This window comes from Marinobacter sp. GH_1 (genome assembly GCF_048595985.1).
Classification (GTDB): Bacteria; Pseudomonadota; Gammaproteobacteria; order Pseudomonadales; family Oleiphilaceae; genus Marinobacter; species Marinobacter shengliensis.
On sequence record NZ_CP184460.1, the window covers coordinates 1,488,218 to 1,508,848 of the forward strand.

The following is a 20,631-nucleotide window of genomic DNA, read 5'->3' on the forward strand; positions in this document are numbered from 1 at the left end:
AAGCACCAACAGCCGCTTCCAAAATGGTACCTGAAAAACTGACCTTCTCGCCACTCGTTCGCCGTAAAATTGAAGCCGATTTCTCCGGTGGTCATATCACCTCCGATGCCGGGTTGCTCCTGCTTCGGGAAGTCGACAAACAACACCGCCTGACTCAGCGTCTGGCCTCGGTGCTTAACGATTCACGGAATCCAATGCTGGTGCGGCACAAGCTGGAAACCATGACTCGGCAACGAGTCTTCGGCGTGGCGGCAGGATACGAAGACCTGAACGATCATGAGGCGCTGCGTTTTGATCAGGCCCTGCAAACCGCGGTTGGTAAAGAGAGCGATTTAGCCGGTAAATCCACGCTGTGCCGGATGGAACAGCAAGTAGACAGACACTCGGTGGTCAAGGCCCACGAATTGCTATGGCAGCATTTTATCGAACAGCACGAGACACCGCCGAAGGAAATCGTGCTGGATTTTGACGGTACCGATATCCCCGTTCATGGCGACCAGCCCGGCAAGTTCTTTAACGCTTATTACGACCACCACTGTTACTTTCCGCTGTACGTGTTCTGCGGCCGTCACCTGCTGGTGAGCTACCTGCGCACCAGCAACCGCAGTGACAGCCGACACAGCTGGGCCATTCTGGCTCTGCTGGTGAAGTTTATCCGGCAATATTGGCCCGATACACGCATCGTGTTCCGGGGTGACAGTGGCTTCTATCGGCCTCGTCTATTGAGCTGGTGCGACCGGAATAATGTGGATTACCTGGTCGGCATCAGCAAAAACAGCCGGTTGATTAAAGACGTGGAGGCGCCATCACAACTGGTCCGTGACACGCACCAGAAAGTCGGTGAAAAAGTCTCCGCCACTTATCGGTTCCGGTACCAGGCGCATTCCTGGAAGTTCCCTCGCTGGGTGGTGGCCCGCCTGGAAGAAGGCGAGCTTGGCTCCAATCCTCGCTTTGTCATCAGCTCCCGCTATGACGACGGTTTTAAGCTCTATTACGAACAGTACTGCGCCCGAGGCGATATGGAAAACCGGATCAAGGATCAGCAGCTGTATCTGTTCGCGGATCGAACGTCGAGCGTTCAGTGGTGGACCAATCAATGGCGGCTGATCCTGTCCGGCTTCGCTTACACCTTGTTCGAGCGGTTACGAGCGCACCTGAAAAAGACGCCGTTCGAGCGGATGAGCGCCAACAACCTGCGGCTGAAGCTGATCAAGGTTGGCGCGGTCATCATCCGCAATACCCGCCGAATCCGGGTGCTGATGAGTGATAGCTACCCCTACAAAGACGAACTCACGGATCTGGTACGCCGCCTGGTTCCGGGGTAGATGCCCGGGCTCCCCCGGCCCGATGCAATGGGGGAAAGGGGGCAGTGCGTCCAAGCAATAGAAACTGATCAATTATTAGGCGTTCATGACCGCATCTGAGCGGCCATGGCGGTAACCCGCTCAGTCTGCGAGACTTGCTGGGTAACTATGAGAAATCCGGGCTAAGAGATGCGCGCCGGTCTGATAAAATGCTGTGATGGAACATGGCTACGCCCATGCAATTTGACAGATAGCCGCCAGGGATTTGATGGGTTCTTCTTATGCTCATTAAGCCGTAGAACCACATTCTTTTCGGAAGCATTCATCAAGCCGGCCTTTTTGTTTTCGTGATCAGTGATTGTCCGTTGGCGCTGTCCACGCCGGCGCTTCGTCCTCAGTTCGCCGTGCGTCCTCCCGCATGGCGTGCCCCAGTGACTCTTCGAGCTTCACGAACAACTCCCCGTAGCGCCGGCCGGTGGCACCTCGGGATGGACCACCTCGCTGACCGTTGGTGCCCTGGGCTTAGACCTGTTTGAGCACAGTCAGAATGCGATTCACAAGGCCACCGGCAGTGACAAGCCCGAAGGCTGGGATCACCAGATCTCCGAAGGGGGCGAGCCTACCTTGCGGTACCACGCGGCCTACCACCAGTACCTGGATGGCAGTGAGCCGGGCAGCAAGTTCAAGGTGACCTACTTTGGGAGCGTCGGATACCTCACTGAATTTGGCGCCGCCCTGGTGTTCCGGGGAGGGCTGATTTCGTCGCCGGATAACCGCTTCAACCTGGAATTGATGGCCTACGGTGAGCGGGCGCCCAGCGTCTCCGCGGTCGGCGGTCGGGAGAACTACTTCTGGGGTGGCCTGTCGGTGAAGGCCAGGGCCTACAACGCTTTTCTGCAGGGTCAGTTCCGGGATTCTGATCACGAACTCAGTGCCAATGATCTGAATGTGCTGCTAGCGGAAGTCTGGGCCGGTCACACCCACACCCTCTGGGACAACATGGAGCTGAGCTACGTGTTGCGTGTGCAGAGCTCCGAAATCAAGAACGGTACCGGTGATCGCACCCTGGCCTGGGGCGGACTGGTGCTGAGCAAGCGCTTTGGCAGTCACTGACAACCGGTGTACATCACCCTGGGAAATACCATGTATACCGCTGAACAATTGGTTTTCAGCAAGAGCAGGGCGCATGGTTAGGCTCAGGCATTACTGGAAACGGAGAAACGATATGAGCAACATCGTTGAAGTAAACGACAGCAACTTTGATGCGGCCGTTGGTCGTAACGACAAGCCGGTCCTGGTCGATTTCTGGGCACCCTGGTGCGGCCCCTGCAAGACCGTTGGCCCCATGCTTGAGGAAATCGCCGACGAACTGGGCGATGACCTGGTGGTGGCCAAGGTCAACGTGGATGACAGCCCAGAAACGGCGGCTCGCATGGGAATCCGCAGCATCCCGACCCTGGCGCTGTTCCGCGAGGGCGGCGTGGTGGCCCGGCAGACCGGTGCCGGCACCTTGGGCCAGTTGCGGGCCTTCGTCAAAGGCAACCTGTAATTCACCGGCTCGAATCAACACCCTCTTGTTATGGGAGGGTGTTTTTGTGTGCCGGTTGCGCTGCCCGCCAATGCTGGTCAGACTTATCCGGGTCCATTGCCATCATTCAGGTACCCCACGATGAAAACCCAGGAGCTGCAACTCCTCTATATTTTCGACGCCATCATGACCGAGCGCTCGGTGACCCGAGCCGCCGAGCGTCTGGCCATGACCCAGCCGGCGGTATCCAACGCAATTTCCCGGATGCGCCAGATCTGGAGCGACCCGCTGTTTGTCCGCAAAGGTCGTAACATCGAGCCAACGTCTTATGCCTTGAGCCTCTGGGACCAGGTAGGCGGGCCCATGTACGCGCTAACCAACGCGGTTTCAGCCACTCAGTTCGACCCCGCTAATTCCAAAAGGAAATTTCGCATCGCCGCTACCGACGTGATCGTTGAGATGGTCTGGCGCCAGTTAATCGAATTGCTGGAGCAGGAGGCGCCCGGTGTCGATCTGCACGCGGTCCCGTACACGCCCGATGGCACCTACGACGATCTGCGCGAAGCCCACGTGGACCTGGCGGTTGGCGTTCTGAACCAGCACGACCACAGCCTGCGGAGCACCTGGTTGTTTGAGGGTGGCTACGTGCTGGCGATGCGCGAAGGACATCCGCTGGCGGGTAAGCCGATCACCATGGAGGAATTCCTGGAGGCCCGGCATTTGCTTGTGTCCATGTCGGGCGACGCCCATGGTTTCGTGGACAGCTACCTGGACCAGAAGGGGCAAAGCCGCCGGATTGCCGCCACCGTCAATCATTTCTCCATCGTGCCGCAGGTGCTTCGGGAGACAAACCTGATTGCGGCGGTGCCGGAGCTCATCAGTCAGGACTGCGGTTTTGTGAACGGGCTCTGGATGGGAGAGCTGCCCTTTGAGGTTGATCCCACCAGCATGTACCTGGTCTGGCACGCCCGCCATGACCGGGATCCCGGCATTATCTGGATTCGGGACCACCTCGAGCGCCTGCTGCGGGATCGCTGGCGCGAAATCATGACCACCTCGCCCTGCGGGCGGCACCTGAAAGCGGTCTAGCCGGCCAGAGAAGTCGCCGCCACGGATTGTGGGGTTGGCCAGGTAAGCGCCGGCCTCAGACTGGAAGAAACAAGAAAGGAGATCGTGCTTTCAAAGGTCATGTGTTCTGCGCAACGAAAAAGGGGGCTAACAGCCCCCTCTTAACATTATGCTTCAGCTAACTCTTTCAAGGTAAGGGTAGTCAATATACCCTTCCGCACCCTGGGAGTAAAAAGTCGCCGGATCTGCTTCGTTGAGCTCGGCGCCAAGCTTCAGGCGCTCCGGGAGGTCCGGGTTGGCAATGAAGGGCACGCCAAAGGCGACAGCGTCGGCCAATCCGGATTCGATGGCTTGTTCTGCTTCTTCACCGGTGTAGCCCATGTTGAGGATCAACTTGCCCTTGAAGTGTTCGCGGACCGGAGTAATGACGTCCGCTTGCTGTTCCCCGAAAAAGTCGCTGCGCATCAAATGAACAAAGGCCAGGCCGTAGTCGTTCAGGCGCTTGGCGAGCCAGGTAACCAGACCGACCGGATCACTGTCCTTCATGCTCTGGAAGCTGTTGAGGGGGCTCAGTCGAACACCGACGTTCTCGGAACCGAACACTCCGGATACGGCTTCAATCACCTCCAGCAGAAGTCGGGCGCGATTTTCGATCGGGCCACCGTAGGGGCCTTCTCGATGGTTGGAGCTATCACGCAGGAACTGGTCCAGCAGATAGCCGTTGGCGCCATGAACCTCAACACCGTCAAAGCCGGCGCGCTTGGCATTCTCGGCGGCGGTGCGGAAACCGTCGATGATGGCCGGGATTTCGCTGTCGGCCAGTGCGCGGGGAACCGTGTAGGACTTCTTACCTTCCGGTGTGTGCACTTCATCGCTGGTGATGGCAATGGCGCTGGGCGCTACCGGATCCTTGCCATTGTTTAACACCGGGTGGCAGGCGCGGCCACCGTGAAAGATTTGCAGATAAATCTTGCCACCTTTGGCGTGTACCGCATCAGTGACTTTCTTCCAGCCTTCAACTTGCGCCTCGGAATAGATACCGGGCTCGCGCCAGAAGGCCGAATTGCCTTCAATAGCCATGGTCGCTTCAGTGATGATCAGGCCGGCAGAGGCACGCTGGGCGTAATACTCAACCATCATATCCGTGGGAACGTGATCAGCGTCGGCACGGACGCGGGTGAGGGGGGCCATGAAGACCCGATTGGCCAATTCACTGGCGCCCATTTTCAGGGGAGTAAAAAGTGTGTTCATAGCATCCTCGGGAAATTTTGTGTACAAGAGCTGGTAGCATATCCGCCCGTTGGCCGGGCGGACTAATTCGGACGAGATATATCAATCATCATCCTGACTTATACGACAGGCTGTTCATCTTTTCCTCCGGACAAGCGATCCGGAGGAAAAAAGCCGCCGGCAATCATTGCATTCATCAGTTCGCCTACTTTTGCACGCAGGTCATCCCTCAACAGCCTCATTGCCGGCGTTATTGACTGTCGGGTAGGACAAATCAGCCACAGCTCGGATACCGGCGGCGCATAGCCCGGCATGATGGTGGTGACACGGCCTGCAAGCAGATCATCCGACATATCAAGACACGATTTTATCGCAAGACCGCGACCAGCAACGCACCACCGGCGAACCAGATCGCCATCGTTTGAGGCGCGATCGCCCGTCATTTTGACTCGATACTCCTCGTCTCCGCGTTTGAACGTCCAGAGGTCAAATGGGATGTCCTGCAACTGATAGAACAGCCCGTTGTGGTTCTCAAGGTCATCAGGATGAATGGGGCGACCATGACGCGACAGGTAATCAGGAGATGCGCAAAGCAGGCGCGGCACATCGCAAATTTTGAAGCCATACAGGTTGGTGTCACTGGGCGCGCCGTAGCGAAGCGCCATGTCGACCGAATCCCGGTAAAAGTCCACGTTGGTGTCAGTAATCTGAACTCTGAGGTTCAAACCTGGATGCGTTGCCATCAATTCGTCGATCCAGGGCACAACGCGGTTACGACCAAGATCGGATGAAACCGAAAGCCGGATTTCGCCTGTTACAGAGTCAACTTCAGATCGAAGGTTCTGTTGCGCCTGGCTCAACAAGTCAATCGCTTGCTTGCAGTAAGGCAAGTATTTCTCGCCGGCCGCAGACAACCGCAACCTTCGCGTGGAGCGTACGAATAACTCTACACCCAGCTCCTGTTCTACGCGCTTTACTGCGGCGCTGGCTGTGGCAGCTCGCATATCAAGACTGGTGGCGGCAGCGGTAATGTTGCGGAATTCAGCGACCCTCAAAACCACGATCAGATCATCAAGACTCATTTTCAAAAATTCTTTGAATATGTTTAACAAATTTTCCCGTTTACCCGAGTGTAAACGGCGACCATACTGCGCGCTACTCGAAAATCATTGCGGAGACAGATAATGAAAGCTGTTGGATATCGGGAATCTCTTCCTATCGAAAACCCTGATGCGCTGCAAAATGTTGAGATGGAACGTCCCGTCGCAAAAGGCCGGGACCTGTTGGTCAGAGTCAAAGCCATCGCCGTGAACCCCGTTGACTTCAAGGTACGCCAGCAGGCAGAGCCCGAACCAGGCCAGATCAAAGTACTTGGATGGGATGCCGTTGGAGAGGTAGTGGCAATAGGCGAGGACGCTTCACTCTTCAAAGAAGGTGACACCGTATTTTATGCCGGTGACGTTACCCGTCAGGGCAGCAACGCTGAATACCAGGTTGTCGATGAGCGTCTGGTTGGTCGGAAGCCTGCCAGCCTGTCCGACGCCGATGCTGCGGCGTTGCCCCTGACCACGATAACAGCATGGGAAATGCTGTTTGACCACCTGCAACTTGAGCGACAGTTGGCTGGGTCCATCACTCCAAGCGACGATGTGGTACTTGTGATTGGCGCCGCAGGAGGCGTGGGTTCAATTCTAGTTCAATTGATCAAACAGCTGACAGGCGCAAAAGTACTCGCTACGGCATCTCGCCCGGAATCGAAGGCCTGGGTTGAATCATTGGGTGCGGATTTTGTTTTGAATCACCGTGAACCCTTGCAGCCCCAGATCGAAACACTGGTGTCTGCCGGCAAAATTGGTTCTGTAACCCATGTGGCCAGTCTTAACGCCACAGATCAATACTTCGACGATTATGTGGCGGTGCTTAAGCCGTTTGGAAAGATTGCCATGATCGACGATCCTGCAAGTCTGGACGTAATGAAGATCAAGCCGAAGAGTCTATCATTACACATTGAATTCATGTTCGCCCGCTCAATGCACCAGGCGGATGATATGCAGGTTCAGCACGACTTGTTGAATGAGGTCTCACGGCTTGTAGATCAAGGCTTCATCCGCACAACTGCAGGGAAGTACCTCGGAGCGATCAACGCCGAGAATCTACGTGCCGCACACGCCGAACTGGAATCAGGAACCGCCGTTGGCAAGATTGTGCTGGAGGGTTTTGCCTGACGGGTTCTACCCCGTTACTGCGGGCATTCCTAAACAAACCTATGCCCCGGAATTCAAAGCTGACGCGGTGGAGTGGAGGTATCAGGTTCAGCCGTTGGACTCCAAGCCTTCCAGAATATGCGGCCAGCAGGCTTTGCATCGGCTGCGTAGCAGGTCGCTGTGGCCGATTTCTTTCAAGCCAAAACTGCCTGGTTCCAAAAAATGTTTTTTTATCTGGGCGTTGGGCAGCAGGCGCAGAAAGTCTTCCACGTTTGCAGGCACGGCAATGTGGTCATCTGTTGCGGTTAGCGACAGAACGGGGGCTTTTATATCCGCATAGTGATGCTGCCTTATTTCCTCTCCAAAACTGTTTTCTACGTACCCTGGCGAACGGCACCACTGTCGCCATTGCCTGGCGACACCGGCGGGAAGATCCTCACCGAAACCGATGATTTTGGTCGGCCAGTATCCTTTGACTGCAACGGAGAGCGGTTGCCAACCGTGGAACAGTAGTTTGGCGGCCAGCTTTGTTTTCAGTTTCAGGTTATCGAAATGGCCTGACGATGCTGCAATCAGAACGTAGCTGTCTATTTGAGCGAAGTTGGGCATTAAACCGATCAACTGCGCACCGGCGCTATGGCCAACAAGGCTTACCGGCAGGCCTGGTGCAAGAGCGACGAGTTTTTCTAGCGCTGCCGGCAGGTCCAGCGTACCCCAATCGACCAGGTCACTAGAGATCTCTGCTAGAGGAATACCGTTGCGAGAATCCCCAATGCCTCTATTGGAAAATGCCAGCACGGCGAAGCCTTGCTCGCTCAGCCAGGTAGCAAAACTGAAATAGACCTGATGTCGAAACCCGGTGGCAGGGGCAATGAGAACGGCACCGCGAGGAACGTCTGTTGCTGGTCTGAAAAAATGCCCGGTGAGCCGATAGCCGTCGTCACAGGTTATTATGGTTTTTTCCATCATTTACCCAATTAGTAAGCCGCTGTTGCCAAAACAATTCGGCAGTTGTGAAATAAAAGAACAAAATTCGGTAAAAGAATATTATTTTGTTTTTGCCGAAGCTGTCAAACGGTAGAATGAATGTCACGGCTAGTTCAAACAGGCTAATTTCGATTTGATGAACCCATTCCATATTTTAGAAAACAGGTTTCCGGGCCGCAGGGCTGCGCTGAAAAGGGACATCCTGGAACAGGCGCTCTATTGTTTTATTGAGCTTGGGGTGGAGGCCACCACGATCGAAGCCATCAAAGCCCGCTGCGAAACGAGTGTAGGGGCGATCTATCACCACTTTGGCAACAAGGAGGGTATTTTAAGCGCACTCTTTTTTGCAGCTCAGGATGATCAGCGACAACATCTGGACCGGGAGTTAGCCAACACCAACAGCCTTCGCGAGGCTGTGTATTCAGTTATCTGTAGTTATCTCGACTGGGTTGTCGCCAATCCCGAATGGGCAAGGTTCCTGTATCAGGCGCGATCAGCAGTCGCCAAAGGGCCATTTCAGGAGGAGCTGAAAGATAGGAATGCGAAAGGCTTCCGGGAACTCAAAGCAAAGTTGCTTGGCTTCGGTAACGAAAGTAACAGCATTGTTCAGCCGTTCGAGATCGTAATCTCTCTGATCGTCGGCCCGTCGGAAAATTACTGCAAAGCCTGGCTAGCTGGCCGAGTACAGACTTCGCCTCGGGATTATCGGGAAGAATTCGCGGAATCCGCATGGCGATCGCTTCAGAGGTGATCCAGCTGAAAATATTTGCTTCGCGTTGTTCCTGGGTCATATTCCGCCACAATGGGTGATCATGCAAAGCCATAACGAATTGCTGAACATGGTGATTCCGATGTTTGACTGGCATCTCGCATTCTTTGGTGACCACCACGCCCGCGGCTAGCGTTCAAACAGCAGGTCGGTACGGATGATGTATTTAGTGCCCGATGTGATCTCCGCTGAACTGTGCAAGCAGTGCAGGGGGTGATGGCCGTGGGGAAAGCACAGAACGCCGCCGGCCGGCGTTCGTACATCGATCTCGCGTACGTTGTCGCTTCGCCTTGCCGGTTTGGTAGGGTCATCTGCATCGACGAGAAAGCGGGTTTCACCACCCTCGAAGTCGTCGCTGAGCAAAATCAGGAACGTCATCTGGCTGAACCGGTCCGGGAAGGCATCCGCAATCAGTCGGTCGTCCACAACTCTGGAGCCGGGCCAGGCACCGTCGATGTGAAACTTGAAGAAATCTCCTTCACGGTAACGATAAAAACGGAAGCGCCGATTGATGCCCAGAGGCTGCTTGTTGCTGAAGAGGTCCAGGTTGTCGGCCACGGCATCGCGCACCCGCTGCCAGATCAGGCGATCGGTCGCTTCATCCACAACCCAAGTCACGTTGTCGTTGTGTCGAACTTCACGAGGCAGTGAGACCGCCGCGTCTTTCAAGTAACCCAGGTTTTCGGTCAGTTCGATGAGGCGGTCACACTCTTCGCGACTAAAGACATTGAGCAACTGATAGGCACCGGGCACTTCCGGAATTTCCCGCCGTGACACCGCCGAGGTCTCACGGCTCTCGTCCAGTTCCGCTGGGTTCGGCACGCTATTTGCCCAAGTCGGTAGCGACGGGTTTTCTGCGCCCGGCTCGCGGGCAACGACGAATAATGATTCCTGATGCTGTTTCATAGTCACCTCTTAAAAGTTCATGACCCGTACTTGAGCGAATTGGCGATGGCCTGCGGCCGAGCCATGAAAGCCAAAGCCACTCTGTTTGGCGCCAACCCAGGGGCTGCCGCCGGCCCCGCCATTGACTGACACCATGCCGGCCTCCAGCTGGTCAGCTACGGCTGCGGCGCCCCGGCCGCCAAAGACCACCGCTCCCAGGCCGTAGATGGAGTCGTTGGCACGGGCGATGGCGTCTTCGATGGCATCAAATTCAGCCATGGCAACGACCGGTCCAAAGGTCTCTTCGCGCTCAAGGAGCATGTCGGGGGTCATGCCATCGACAACCGTGGGTTGAATAAATGGCGCTGGGTAGTCGGCCTTGCCGAGCAGAAAGCGTGCGCCTTTTGTCTCCGCATCCTTGAGATGTCCCAGCACAAGCTGATGCTGGGTAGTGTTGGCGATCGGGCCTATGTTGACGCCCTGTTGATCCCATGGGCCGACCTGGTAAGCCGATGCAGCCGCTACCACCTGGCGTTTGAATTCCTCGGCAACGGTACGGTCGACATACACTCGCTCGGTTGACGTGCACATTTGCCCGGCATTCTCGAACGAGCTGGCAACGGCAAATCGCGCAGCAGCCGACAGATTGGCGTCTTTCATGACAATCAGGGGATCATTACCACCGAGTTCCATGACCAGGCGTTTAACGCCTTCGGCAGCGTCCGCCATGATGCTGCGACCGGTGGCCATCGACCCGGTAAAGGCGATCATATTGATGTCAGATTTCACCAGCGCCTGACCGACGTCTCCGTGACCGTGGGCAATTTGAATCAGATGCTCGGGCAGATGGCCCTGTAGTGCGCGAACGAACTGATCGGCAACCAGCGGCGTGTGTTCTGAGGGTTTCAGAATGACGCTGTTGCCCGCCATCAGGGCAGGGAGCAGCAAGTTGTTGGCCATGGCCAGTGGATAGTTCCAGGGTGAAATGACGGCAACAACCCCAAGCGGCCGATACTGGATACGGCTGCGGCCTTCGCCTTGTTCGGTTTGCAGGGCAGCGGCGGCCTCCTCAATGAAATAGGGGGCATTCGTTACAGTGCCGGCGACTTCATAGGTTGCGCGTCGTGCATCCTTTCCCATTTCCAGGCTGATCAGTCGGGCGAGTTGATTCTGAGCAGGCGCCAGCGCATGGTAGGCATCCCTCAGGCGGGTTGCCCGCTCTTCTAGCGATAACCGGCCCCAGTTCGCCTGCGCGATCCGACTCCGGCCCACAATGTCTGCCAGCTCGGACCGGGAGGTGATTGGCACCTGTCCGACCGGCTCCAGATTCAACGGGTTCAATGACACAAGAAATTCGCTCATGACTTCCTCAACTAAAGGCGATGACTCGCACTTCCAGGCTGTTTCTGTTGCGGGCGTTGTCCGGTGTGTTCACGGAGTCGGCCGCGGTATGTGGGGTGCCAAATATGCCCTCGGGGTAACGTGAATCGAAGACTTTCAGCAGCAGGGCCTCGCCGGGTTCCATGTCTGACAGGTAGTACCAGCGATGATCCGGGTTGTAGGAGATCCCGGCTATCTCACCGATGCGATCCGGGTAGACCAGTTTGATGCGATGGAAGTCGTCCGCAGCCACAGTGTTGATGTCCAAGACGGCCAATGGGGATTCCTCGACACGGTGGCCGACAGGCATCCACAGGTTCACCAACCGGTAGGGGCGGTCGCGAAGCTCTGGTCGTTGTTCGGTCTCTTCCAGCATGCGGTGGAGCGCAGATTTCTCGGTGTAGTCGTTGTGAACAGTCTTCACTGGCGCCCGGTTATGGATGGTTTGGTCCAGACGACTGGTTGACCGATAAGTGTGATCAAAGATCAGCACTTCGCTGGCCTTGAGCTGATCACGGAGGTACTCGATCACCTGCGGATACAAATGTTCGCGAATGGCGTCGTCATTCTGGTAGTCGTCAAAATCAAAGGCGACCCGGGCCGCCTCGAAGCCCTGGTCGTCCAGGTTGAAGTCGTTGGCCTGGTTGCGAATGTCTGTGACGTCAATGTGTCGGGTGTCGACGGATTGAGTGAGCTCGGAGGCACCTGGACCCTTGTATCGTTGGTCGTATTCGAGGCCGCCAACGGGCTGGACGTAGTTGATGCTGAACATGGCTCCTCCTTGCGGGTAGGGTTGCTGGATTCTTGGTTTGCCAGCTTAGGGAGTAGCCGATAGGATTTGAAACAAGGATTTGATGTAAGAGATACAAGTGAATGCTTTAAACCGGGTAGACCTTAAACAGTTACGAACACTTCAGTGCCTGCTTCGCGAAGGCAACCTGTCCCGTGTGGCGGATCAACTCGGGGTGACCCAGCAGGCGGTCAGTGACCAGCTGAAAAAGCTCCGCGCCACCTTCAATGATCGCCTGTTTATCCGCAGCGGCAATGGCGTTACTCCGACGGCGTATGCCCGAACGTTGGGACCGAAGCTGGATCTCATCCTCAATGCCGTTGGCGAGTTGCTGGAGCAGGATGAGTTCAATCCCGCAACAACGACGCGGACCATTACCATCAGCTCCACCGATCTGGAGCAGAAAACCATCCTGCCTTTTCTGATGCAGCGCCTGAGAAGGGAAGCGCCGGGTCTGAGGCTGGCGGTGAAAAAACTTGAGCTGGATGAGATGGCAAATGACCTGCTTGATGGCACCGTGGATCTGGTGTTGACCAATCCGAAGTTTGCGCCACCGAGTTATCCGTCGTTAACCCTGTATTCCGAGCACTATGTTTGTGTCGCAGGAAACGGGAATGAGGCTGTCCGCAGTACCATGTCGGTTGCCGAGATCGCCAGCATGCCTCAGGTGGTGGTTTCCCCCTCCCGAGGGGATTTTACCGGCGCCGTCCATCGCTGGTTTGAAGAGCAGGGGCACCCACGGCAAGCCATGCTCTCGGTACCAACTTTCACGGCGGCCAAAGCAACGATTTCTGAGACTGACCTTGTCGGCTTCATCCCGTCGCGATTGCTGCCCGACGACTCGTTGCGGCCGATTGAGCTGAATGCCGAGATCCCCGGATTCGACGTGATCGCCGTGTGGCACCAGCGCTCATCGCAGGACCCTCTGAATATTTGGATTAGGGCTTTACTGGTTCAGGTTTCACGCTGATCTGGAGTAGCGCGATCTCCTGAACTCGAAGTCCGAGCTTGAAGCTGATCTAAATCAGCGCCGTATTCTTTTCCGGGTAACGATACTCTTTAATCTCACCCAAGAGGTGGGCGAACTGTTCGGGCGTGAGCACGCGCGCCTGGGCGGTCTTGCTCATCGGGAAAGCTCCTACTAAGCCACTCGGATGCGAGGAGAGTAAAGGTAAAATCCGTAATAATATTATTTAAACTGATATTAAACTGCGCATAATGTATATTCAGAGGTCTGTTTTTAAAGGGGTTTTCGGGTCACACCCTGTGCGAAATATCGATCCCAAAAGTCGACAGTAGCTCTCGTTTATGGCGGTAGTAGGTTTCGCGGGACATGAGGTGTAAATTTATCAGCCGATTAGATACTTCGCATGGAAGCGAAGATGCTCCTCAATAAAACTGGCGATGAAGTAGTAGCTGTGGTCGTACCCTTCATGCCGGTTCAGTTCCAGCGGATAGCCACTTTGTTTGGCAGCGGCTTCCAGCATTTCCGGCTTCAACTGCTCGGTCAGGAAGTTGTCCGCTTCGCCTTGGTCCACCAACGCCGGCACAAACTTGCTCGCCTTTTGCATCAGCAAGCTGGCGTCGTACTCGGCCCAGCTGGCGGTGTCTTTACCGAGGTAAGCGCCAAAGGCCTTCTTACCCCACGGGCAATTGACCGGGTTACTGATCGGGCTGAACGCCGAGACGGACTGGAAACGCTCCGGGTTGCGCAGTGCCAGCACCAACGCACCATGCCCGCCCATCGAGTGGCCAAAGATGGAACGCTGATCGCTCACCGGGAACATATCTTCAATCAGTGCCGGTAATTCGTTGAGCACGTAATCGTACATCCGGTAATGCTTGCTCCAGGGTTCCTGAGTCGCATTTACATAGAACCCGGCGCCCTTACCCAAGTCGTAGCCTTCATCATCGGCGACATCGTCCCCGCGGGGGCTGGTGTCCGGGGCAATAATGGCGACGCCCAGTTCGGCAGCCATGCGATGGGCACCGGCTTTTTGCATGAAGTTTTCATCGGTGCAGGTCAACCCGGACAACCAATACAGCGCTGGCACCTTTTTGCCATTGGAGGCCTGCGGCGGCAGGTAGATAGCAAACCGCATCGAACAGTTCAGCGTCTCGGAGTGATGACTGTACTGCTTGTGCCAACCACCAAAACTTTTATTACTGCTCAGATTTTCAATAGTCATTGCAACCTCTCAACAAAACGGTCGCCCGCCTGACTGGCGGGCGACCAGATTTCATTACTTGTCGAAGTGAATAACGGTACGAATGCTCTTGCCTTCGTGCATCAGATCAAACGCCTTGTTGATATCTTCCAGCCCCATGGTGTGGGTGATGAAATCGTTCAACTTGAACTCACCTTGCATGTAACGCTCAACGATGCCCGGCAGCTCGGAACGGCCCTTCACGCCACCAAAGGCAGAGCCTTTCCAGACCCGACCGGTCACCAGCTGGAACGGACGCGTGGAAATTTCCTGGCCGGCGCCCGCAACACCGATAACCACCGACTCACCCCAGCCTTTGTGGCAGCATTCCAGTGCTGAACGCATTACATCTACGTTGCCGATGCACTCGAAGGAATAATCCACACCGCCGTCGGTCAGTTCTACGATCACCTCCTGAATCGGCTTGTCGTAATCTTTCGGGTTGATGCAGTCGGTCGCGCCCAACTGGCGGGCCAGCTCAAATTTGCTCTCGTTGATGTCGATAGCAATGATGCGGCTGGCTTTAGCCATGGTGGCACCAATCACCGCCGACAGGCCGATGCCGCCCATACCGAAGATGGCCACAGTGGCGCCCTCTTCTACTTTGGCGGTGTTCATCACCGCACCCATGCCGGTGGTTACGCCACAACCGAGCAAGCACACTTCTTCCAATGGCGCTTCTTTGTTCACTTTTGCCAGAGAAATCTCGGGCAGTACGGTGTACTCGGAGAAGGTTGAGCAACCCATGTAGTGATAGATCGGCTCGCCGTTTAACGAGAAACGAGTGGTGCCGTCTGGCATCAGGCCCTTGCCCTGGGTTTCACGAATCTTCCCGCACAGGTTGGTTTTACCAGAGGTGCAGAATTTACATTCGCCGCACTCAGGGGTGTACAGCGGAATAACGTGGTCACCCACTTTCAGGCTTGTAACGCCTTCGCCTACCGACTCAACAATACCGCCGCCTTCGTGGCCGAGAATGGTCGGGAAAATGCCTTCGGGATCTTCGCCAGACAAGGTAAACGCATCGGTATGACACACACCGCTAGCGATCACCCGGATACGTACTTCGCCAGCTTGAGGCGGCATCACATCCACTTCTTCAATGGACAGAGGTTGTTTCGGGCCCCAGGCGATAGCGGCTTTAGATTTGATGGTCTGAGTCATGTTGTGTGCTCCAGATTTTGTCGGGCTTCGGCAGGTTCTTCTGCCATGTTGATGGGATCATTGTATTATTATTCTTAAGATAGATAATCGGCCAATAAAGCAAATCACCTTTACTGTATAGTAACAATGAACCGTATTTTGTTTGCTGGCGGCATTTTGTATCTAAGCTCACCCAAGTCGTAACGCAAGGAACTGAACATGTTTATTTGGGAAGGGGTCAGTGAGTTTGTGGCGGTCGCGGAAGCCGAAAGTTTTACCGCTGCGGCGAAACGATTGGGCATTTCCACAGCTCAGGTGAGCCGGCAGGTCAGCGCACTGGAATCCCGGCTTTCGACCAAACTGCTGTATCGCACCACCCGCAAGGTTTCGGTGACGGAAGCCGGCCAAACCTACTACCAGTATTGCCGCCAGGTACTCGATGGTCTGGAAGAGGCCGAGCGGGCCATGACCAACCTGCAACTTATCCCCAAGGGAAAATTACGGCTGACCGCACCGGTGACCTATGGCGAGAAGGTGATCGCCCCCTTGGTGAACGATTTCATCCTGCGCTACCCGGAGTTGGAGGTGCAGCTGAATCTGACCAACCAGAAGCTGGATCTGGTCGGTGGCGGTTACGATTTGGCGATTCGGCTGGGAAAACTGGAAGATTCATCCATGATGGCCAAGCGGTTGTCGTCACGAACCTTATACGTGTGCGCCTCGCCGGAATACTTATCCACCTATGGTGTGCCGCATTCGCTTTCGGAACTGGACCGGCACAATTGTTTGCAAGGCAATCTGGATTACTGGCGCTTTCAGGACCGAGGTAAGCCCTACAACGTTCGCGTTAAAGGCAACATGAAGTGCGACAGCGGTTGGGCGTTGCTGGACGCGGCCCTGAAAGGCATCGGGATCGTGCAACTTCCCGATTATTACGTTCAGCCGTCATTGGCCTGTGGAAAACTTATGAACTTGCTGGAACATTATCAAGAAGCCGACGATGGAATCTGGGCGATTTATCCACATAACCGGCATTTATCCCCAAAAGTGCGGATGCTGCTGGATTTCCTGGACGAATCGTTAAGTTAAATTCTGTGGGGCAGTAGTTTTGTCAGTTTGTCCAAATGCGCCGTTTGGCCTGCGTCAGTTTCGCGGCGGTCTCCAGCCGTACATATACCAAACGCCTCTGGTCATCCGCCGCGTCGCAACTCCCTGACACCCCGACCCAGCTTGCGGCGCAACAGGGCCCGCAGGGTCACCCCATCCGAGTACCCGACCTGTGCGGCCACCTGGTCGACGCTCGCGTTTCCGGTGCGCAAGAGATGCACGGCATGCTCCACGCGCAGGTCTTGGAAATACGACAGCGGTGTCTTGCCCAAAACGCTTTGCAGCCGCCGCGCTAAGGTGCGCTCGCTTGTGCCCGCAGCGCTGGCGGCCTCGGCCAGCGAGAACCCCTTCGCGAGCTGACTTCTGGCCCAGCACTCGAAGCGCTCCACCACCGGGTCGGCATGCGCAAGGTGGTCGGGAATCACGAACTCGGCTTGCGAACTGCGTGTCTCGACCAGCAGATAGCGTGCCACCAGGGCAGCCAGCGCCGGACTGCGCTCCCGGATGATGCGCAAGGCCAAGTCGACGTGGGCCAAAGCGGCACCCGCGGTGGTGAAGCGTGTCGAGTTCACGATCATGCGTGACTCGTCCAGCGTGACGTTCGGATAGCGCTGCCGAAACATCGGCCCCAGCCACCATGACGTCGTCGCACGATGCCCATCAAGCAGGCCGCTCTCTGCAAGCAAGAAGCTACCGGAGCAGGCGGCACCAAGGTGCGCGCCAGCGGTGGACCACAGCTGTAGCGCGGCGACCGCATCGGGCACGTCGGGGCGTGTGAGCCGAGCCGAGAGCGTGTCAGGCATCTTGTCACCAAACGCGGGCACGAGCACGACGTCTGGTTCCGGCACACCACGCGCAGTGACCACGGGGACCGTCAAGCCTTGCGCAGTTCGGATGCGACGCCGCACGCCCACCAGCGTGAGCTCTATGTGCGCGGGAGCCTGTGGCAGCGAGCCCGCCATCGCATTGGCCAAGCCCACTGTGTCGGTGAGCGCCGCAAGCCCCAGATCAAACACGCCATCACAAACAAGGATGTGGAGTTTCATGGCAATAATGATATCAAAGTTGTCATTATTGTCTATAGAGATGGCTGTCATGACGACTTAGACTGCAGGCTCGTTGATCCATTCACCTAACCCATTTACCCAAAGGATTACAGTATGACCAAGCTCGCCCTGTTTGTTCGCCTCGAAGCCAAACCCGGCCAGGAGGCTGCGCTTGCCGACTTCCTGGCCAGCGCTCTGCCGCTCGCCAACGCCGAGTCCGGCACCACTGCCTGGTTCGCATTGAAGTTTGGCCCTTCGACGTTCGGTGTGTTCGATGCCTTTGCCGATGAGGCAGGTCGCCAGGCACATCTGAACGGCCAGATCGCCGAGGCCTTGATGGCCAACGCCGAGACCTTGCTCAGTTCTCCGCCCAATATCGAGAAGGTCGAACTGCTTGCAGCCAAACTGCCTGCATGACAACCCGGCCTTGACTCAATCAGGTCACGCTGCGTAGGGCCACACGGCCCTACGCAGCCCCCCTCGATTGCCGGGGGGATGTTCGGCGACAATTAGGATGACCAGTTGGCGACAATTCTCTTGGCAGCCAGCCTTCTGATTTTAACAAGGTCGATAATACTGATGCCTGTAGTTGCCCCAACTAAACTGAGCACCATCTTGCCAGTTCAGCCCGGTATTCCCCGGTGGCATTTCAGACTCTTGTGCGGGTGGCTGCGATTATAGTCTCAGATCCATTTCGGCAATCTGGCCATCACTGTGGCTGGATTAGGAAGGTCGTACAGGTATACATCGCCCCGCTTAAACGCCTTCACAAAAGCCTCCGCTATGCCGTTACTATGAGGGCTTCGCGCGGGTGTGATATACACCACAAAACCCAGAGCGGATGCGAAGACTCGCGTTTCTTTGGCAATGTAGCAGTTGCCATTATCCGTCAGCCATTCCAGAGATTGTGGCACTCACTTCGACTAGCCGAACCGGTATTTCGGGCTTTCCCGCAGTACTCCTGTTACCTGCCCGCTGAACTGGTGGCTGGATTATCAGGCCACATCTCCAAAGGTCCTGCGCCAGTCACGAGGGCTTACGTGGTGACGTTGCTTGAAATGCTGCCGGAATGACGTTGCTGTGTGGAAGCCGATTCTTTCCGAGATGGCTTCCACAGACAGCGATGTGGTCTCCAGCAGTTCCCGTCCTCGCCGAAGTCGTTCACTCACCAACCACTCCACTACCGTCATGCCGGTGGCTCTCTGGAAATGGCGGGTGAAGGTGCGCCGGCTCATGGCGGTGCGGGCGGCCAGTTCATCGATTGTGTGTGTTTCGGCCAAATGTTCCCGCAGATAGTCAAGTAGTCGGTTGATATGCGCATCCTGAGTGGAAATCGCGACCGGCTGCTCAATGAACTGAGCCTGGCCACCTTCCCGGTGCGGCGGAACAACCATCAGGCGGGCAAGGGTATTGGCGGTCCTGGCACCGTAATACTCCCGCACCAGAAACAGGCAGCAATCCAGCCCCGCCGCTGTGCCAGCGGACGTGACCAGCCGGTCATCCTTCACATAGAGGGCGTTGGTATCCAGATTCACCTGTGGAAACCTATTGAGGAAGTCCTGTTCTGCCAGCCAGTGGGTCGAGGCTCTCTTGTTATCCAGCAAACCCGCATAGGCCAGCGCATAGGTGCCGTAGCAAAGGCCTACCACATGTGCGCCCCGTTCATGGCAGCGGGTGAGAGCCTCCGCCAATTGCGGCGGTGGGGCTTCGCTCAGATCGTGCCAGCCGGGTACTACCGCAATATCAACCGCATCCAATAATTCCAGCCCGCCATCTGGCTGAACGGTCATGGCCCGTTCGGATGTGAGGGGCTTGCCGTCTGGGGTGATAATCAGCAACTCGAACAAGGGGCCGTCGGGCAAGGCAATACTGAACACCATGTAAGGAACAGAGAAATGGAAGGGGCTGAATTGTGGGTGAAGGATAAGCCCGACTTTCGGTAGCGCCACGGTGTCACTCCTGTGGTTCATTTAACCCGATGATAACTGCTTGGCCCGATTCTTTCGATCATTGTCTTTCAGGTCAATATTGGTGGTGATCAGATCTGCGTAGACTTTATTCCATCAACGAACACCCTGTTGGAGGATAAACACCATGTTGATCAAAACCTTCGCTGGCGCGCTGATGCTGGCTTTGACTGTTTTTACTGGCGCGGCTTTCGCCGAACCGGATACCCGGGAATCCACCCACCAGATACAGCAAATCCGTAATGCCACCATCAAGGTCACCTACGGAGAGACGACTTTTCTGATTGACCCCATGCTTGCGGACCAGGGGGCTTACCCGGGCTTTCCGGGCACTTACCGCAGTGAGCTGCGTAATCCTTTGGTGGGCTTGCCCATGGCCGCTGAGGATGTGATTGAGGGTACCGATGCGGTGATCGTTACCCATACCCACCTGGACCACTGGGACGATGCCGCCCAGAAGCTGTTGCCGAAGAACATTCCCCTGTTTGTGCAGAACGGGGCGGATGCCGAGCTGATCCGCTCACAAGGCTTCAAGGATGTGCGTATTCTGGATGGCGAGGCTGAATTCGGCGGCGTGATACTCCATAAAACCGGCGGCCAACACGGCTCCAATACCCTTTATGCCATTCCCGAGCTGGCCAAGGCGCTCGGTGAAATCATGGGTGTGGTTTTTGAAGCCGAGGGGCAGGAAACCACTTACGTGGTAGGCGATACCGTGTGGCGTGATGAAGTGGTTCAGTCATTGGAGCGCTTTCAGCCGGACGTTGTTGTGTTGAATGCCGGGGCGGCGGAACTGACAGGCTTTGAGGGCGACTCGATCATCATGGGCAAAGAAGATACCCTGCGAGTGCACCGAGCTTTACCAGATGCGGACATTGTCGCCGTGCACATGGATGCGGTGAACCATATGACCCTGAGCCGTGAAGAGCTGGCAGAGTTCGTGGAGAACGAGGGGATTGATGAGCGGGTATTGATCCCGGCGGATGGTGAGATTCTTTCTTTCTGACCAGAACACC

20 protein-coding genes and 1 pseudogene are annotated in these 20,631 nt (G+C 56.1%); 10 read left to right on the top strand and 11 right to left on the bottom strand.

What is annotated here, in order from left to right:
* Positions 1-23: 23 nt before the first annotated feature.
* The 4 genes from ACNSOI_RS06830 (at position 24) to ACNSOI_RS06845 (ending at position 3,921) form a co-directional block, all read left to right on the top strand.
* Entirely contained in the window at positions 24-1,325 is a 1,302-nt protein-coding gene (locus ACNSOI_RS06830) for an IS1380 family transposase (protein WP_136629552.1), read from the top strand.
* A gap of 480 nt (positions 1,326-1,805) precedes the next feature.
* Positions 1,806-2,417: a lipid A-modifier LpxR family protein gene (locus ACNSOI_RS06835; RefSeq protein ID WP_420195707.1), complete on the top strand. Its 612-nt coding sequence runs from the start codon at positions 1,806-1,808 to the stop codon at positions 2,415-2,417.
* A 112-nt stretch (positions 2,418-2,529) separates the two neighbouring features.
* Positions 2,530-2,853 carry a thioredoxin gene (trxA, locus tag ACNSOI_RS06840; RefSeq protein ID WP_224848255.1) on the top strand — a complete coding sequence of 108 codons (324 nt, stop codon included), beginning with the start codon at positions 2,530-2,532 and terminating at the stop codon, positions 2,851-2,853.
* 120 nt (positions 2,854-2,973) lie between these two features.
* A complete protein-coding gene (locus ACNSOI_RS06845; RefSeq protein ID WP_420194981.1) occupies positions 2,974-3,921 on the top strand; it encodes a LysR family transcriptional regulator in 948 nt (315 codons plus the stop codon).
* Positions 3,922-4,074: 153 nt separating this feature from the next.
* On the opposite strand, the gene ACNSOI_RS06850 is transcribed toward ACNSOI_RS06845, so the two are convergent.
* Both ACNSOI_RS06850 and ACNSOI_RS06855 read right to left on the bottom strand, forming a co-directional pair.
* Positions 4,075-5,151: an alkene reductase gene (locus tag ACNSOI_RS06850; protein WP_008175562.1), complete on the bottom strand. Its 1,077-nt coding sequence runs from the start codon at positions 5,149-5,151 to the stop codon at positions 4,075-4,077.
* Between the two features lie 98 nt (positions 5,152-5,249).
* On the bottom strand, positions 5,250-6,212 hold the full coding sequence (locus ACNSOI_RS06855) for a LysR family transcriptional regulator (RefSeq protein WP_420194982.1): 963 nt from the start codon (positions 6,210-6,212) through the stop codon (positions 5,250-5,252).
* A 102-nt stretch (positions 6,213-6,314) separates the two neighbouring features.
* Here ACNSOI_RS06855 and ACNSOI_RS06860 point away from each other — a divergent pair, with 102 nt between their 5' ends.
* Positions 6,315-7,355, top strand: a complete 1,041-nt coding sequence (locus ACNSOI_RS06860; protein WP_420194983.1) for a zinc-binding alcohol dehydrogenase family protein — start codon at positions 6,315-6,317, stop codon at positions 7,353-7,355.
* A gap of 87 nt (positions 7,356-7,442) precedes the next feature.
* Here ACNSOI_RS06860 and ACNSOI_RS06865 read toward each other — a convergent pair whose 3' ends face one another.
* Complete coding sequence (locus ACNSOI_RS06865) at positions 7,443-8,300, bottom strand: alpha/beta fold hydrolase (protein ID WP_008175558.1); 858 nt, start codon at positions 8,298-8,300, stop codon at positions 7,443-7,445.
* 157 nt (positions 8,301-8,457) lie between these two features.
* Between ACNSOI_RS06865 and ACNSOI_RS06870 the strand changes: the two genes are divergently transcribed.
* Positions 8,458-9,072, top strand: coding sequence for a TetR/AcrR family transcriptional regulator (locus ACNSOI_RS06870; protein WP_420195406.1), 615 nt, complete (start codon positions 8,458-8,460; stop codon positions 9,070-9,072).
* A gap of 147 nt (positions 9,073-9,219) precedes the next feature.
* Here ACNSOI_RS06870 and ACNSOI_RS06875 read toward each other — a convergent pair whose 3' ends face one another.
* Genes ACNSOI_RS06875 through ACNSOI_RS06885 form a run of 3 tightly spaced genes read right to left on the bottom strand, consistent with a single transcriptional unit; the run spans position 9,220 to position 12,127 of the window.
* Complete coding sequence (locus ACNSOI_RS06875; RefSeq protein ID WP_420195407.1) at positions 9,220-9,996, bottom strand: prolyl hydroxylase family protein; 777 nt, start codon at positions 9,994-9,996, stop codon at positions 9,220-9,222.
* 9 nt (positions 9,997-10,005) lie between these two features.
* Positions 10,006-11,337, bottom strand: coding sequence for an aldehyde dehydrogenase family protein (locus ACNSOI_RS06880; protein ID WP_420195408.1), 1,332 nt, complete (start codon positions 11,335-11,337; stop codon positions 10,006-10,008).
* Between the two features lie 7 nt (positions 11,338-11,344).
* On the bottom strand, positions 11,345-12,127 hold the full coding sequence (locus tag ACNSOI_RS06885) for a CmcJ/NvfI family oxidoreductase (RefSeq protein ID WP_420195409.1): 783 nt from the start codon (positions 12,125-12,127) through the stop codon (positions 11,345-11,347).
* A 97-nt stretch (positions 12,128-12,224) separates the two neighbouring features.
* On the opposite strand from ACNSOI_RS06885, the gene ACNSOI_RS06890 reads away from it, so the two are divergent.
* Positions 12,225-13,115, top strand: coding sequence for a LysR family transcriptional regulator (locus ACNSOI_RS06890; RefSeq protein ID WP_420195410.1), 891 nt, complete (start codon positions 12,225-12,227; stop codon positions 13,113-13,115).
* Between the two features lie 379 nt (positions 13,116-13,494).
* Here the strand turns inward: ACNSOI_RS06890 and fghA are convergent, their stop codons facing one another.
* Together fghA and ACNSOI_RS06900 are read right to left on the bottom strand one after the other, a co-directional pair.
* On the bottom strand, positions 13,495-14,334 hold the full coding sequence (fghA, locus tag ACNSOI_RS06895; protein ID WP_153740084.1) for an S-formylglutathione hydrolase: 840 nt from the start codon (positions 14,332-14,334) through the stop codon (positions 13,495-13,497).
* 54 nt (positions 14,335-14,388) lie between these two features.
* Positions 14,389-15,516: an S-(hydroxymethyl)glutathione dehydrogenase/class III alcohol dehydrogenase gene (locus ACNSOI_RS06900; RefSeq protein WP_247064201.1), complete on the bottom strand. Its 1,128-nt coding sequence runs from the start codon at positions 15,514-15,516 to the stop codon at positions 14,389-14,391.
* Between the two features lie 198 nt (positions 15,517-15,714).
* Between ACNSOI_RS06900 and ACNSOI_RS06905 the strand changes: the two genes are divergently transcribed.
* Positions 15,715-16,584 carry a LysR substrate-binding domain-containing protein gene (locus tag ACNSOI_RS06905; RefSeq protein WP_123634556.1) on the top strand — a complete coding sequence of 290 codons (870 nt, stop codon included), beginning with the start codon at positions 15,715-15,717 and terminating at the stop codon, positions 16,582-16,584.
* A gap of 101 nt (positions 16,585-16,685) precedes the next feature.
* Here the strand turns inward: ACNSOI_RS06905 and ACNSOI_RS06910 are convergent, their stop codons facing one another.
* Positions 16,686-17,699, bottom strand: a complete 1,014-nt coding sequence (locus tag ACNSOI_RS06910; RefSeq protein WP_420194984.1) for a GlxA family transcriptional regulator — start codon at positions 17,697-17,699, stop codon at positions 16,686-16,688.
* 63 nt (positions 17,700-17,762) lie between these two features.
* Here ACNSOI_RS06910 and ACNSOI_RS06915 point away from each other — a divergent pair, with 63 nt between their 5' ends.
* Positions 17,763-18,065 (top strand): putative quinol monooxygenase, encoded by a 303-nt coding sequence (locus ACNSOI_RS06915; RefSeq protein ID WP_008175538.1) that lies wholly within the window; start codon positions 17,763-17,765, stop codon positions 18,063-18,065.
* Between the two features lie 269 nt (positions 18,066-18,334).
* Here ACNSOI_RS06915 and ACNSOI_RS06920 read toward each other — a convergent pair.
* Together ACNSOI_RS06920 and ACNSOI_RS06925 are read right to left on the bottom strand one after the other, a co-directional pair.
* A pseudogene (locus ACNSOI_RS06920) lies at positions 18,335-18,562 on the bottom strand (IS3 family transposase); the annotation flags it as partial.
* A gap of 81 nt (positions 18,563-18,643) precedes the next feature.
* Complete coding sequence (locus ACNSOI_RS06925; protein WP_039882095.1) at positions 18,644-19,597, bottom strand: GlxA family transcriptional regulator; 954 nt, start codon at positions 19,595-19,597, stop codon at positions 18,644-18,646.
* Between the two features lie 145 nt (positions 19,598-19,742).
* On the opposite strand from ACNSOI_RS06925, the gene ACNSOI_RS06930 reads away from it, so the two are divergent.
* Positions 19,743-20,621, top strand: coding sequence for an MBL fold metallo-hydrolase (locus ACNSOI_RS06930; protein WP_420195411.1), 879 nt, complete (start codon positions 19,743-19,745; stop codon positions 20,619-20,621).
* The last annotated feature ends 10 nt before the right edge of the window (positions 20,622-20,631 follow it).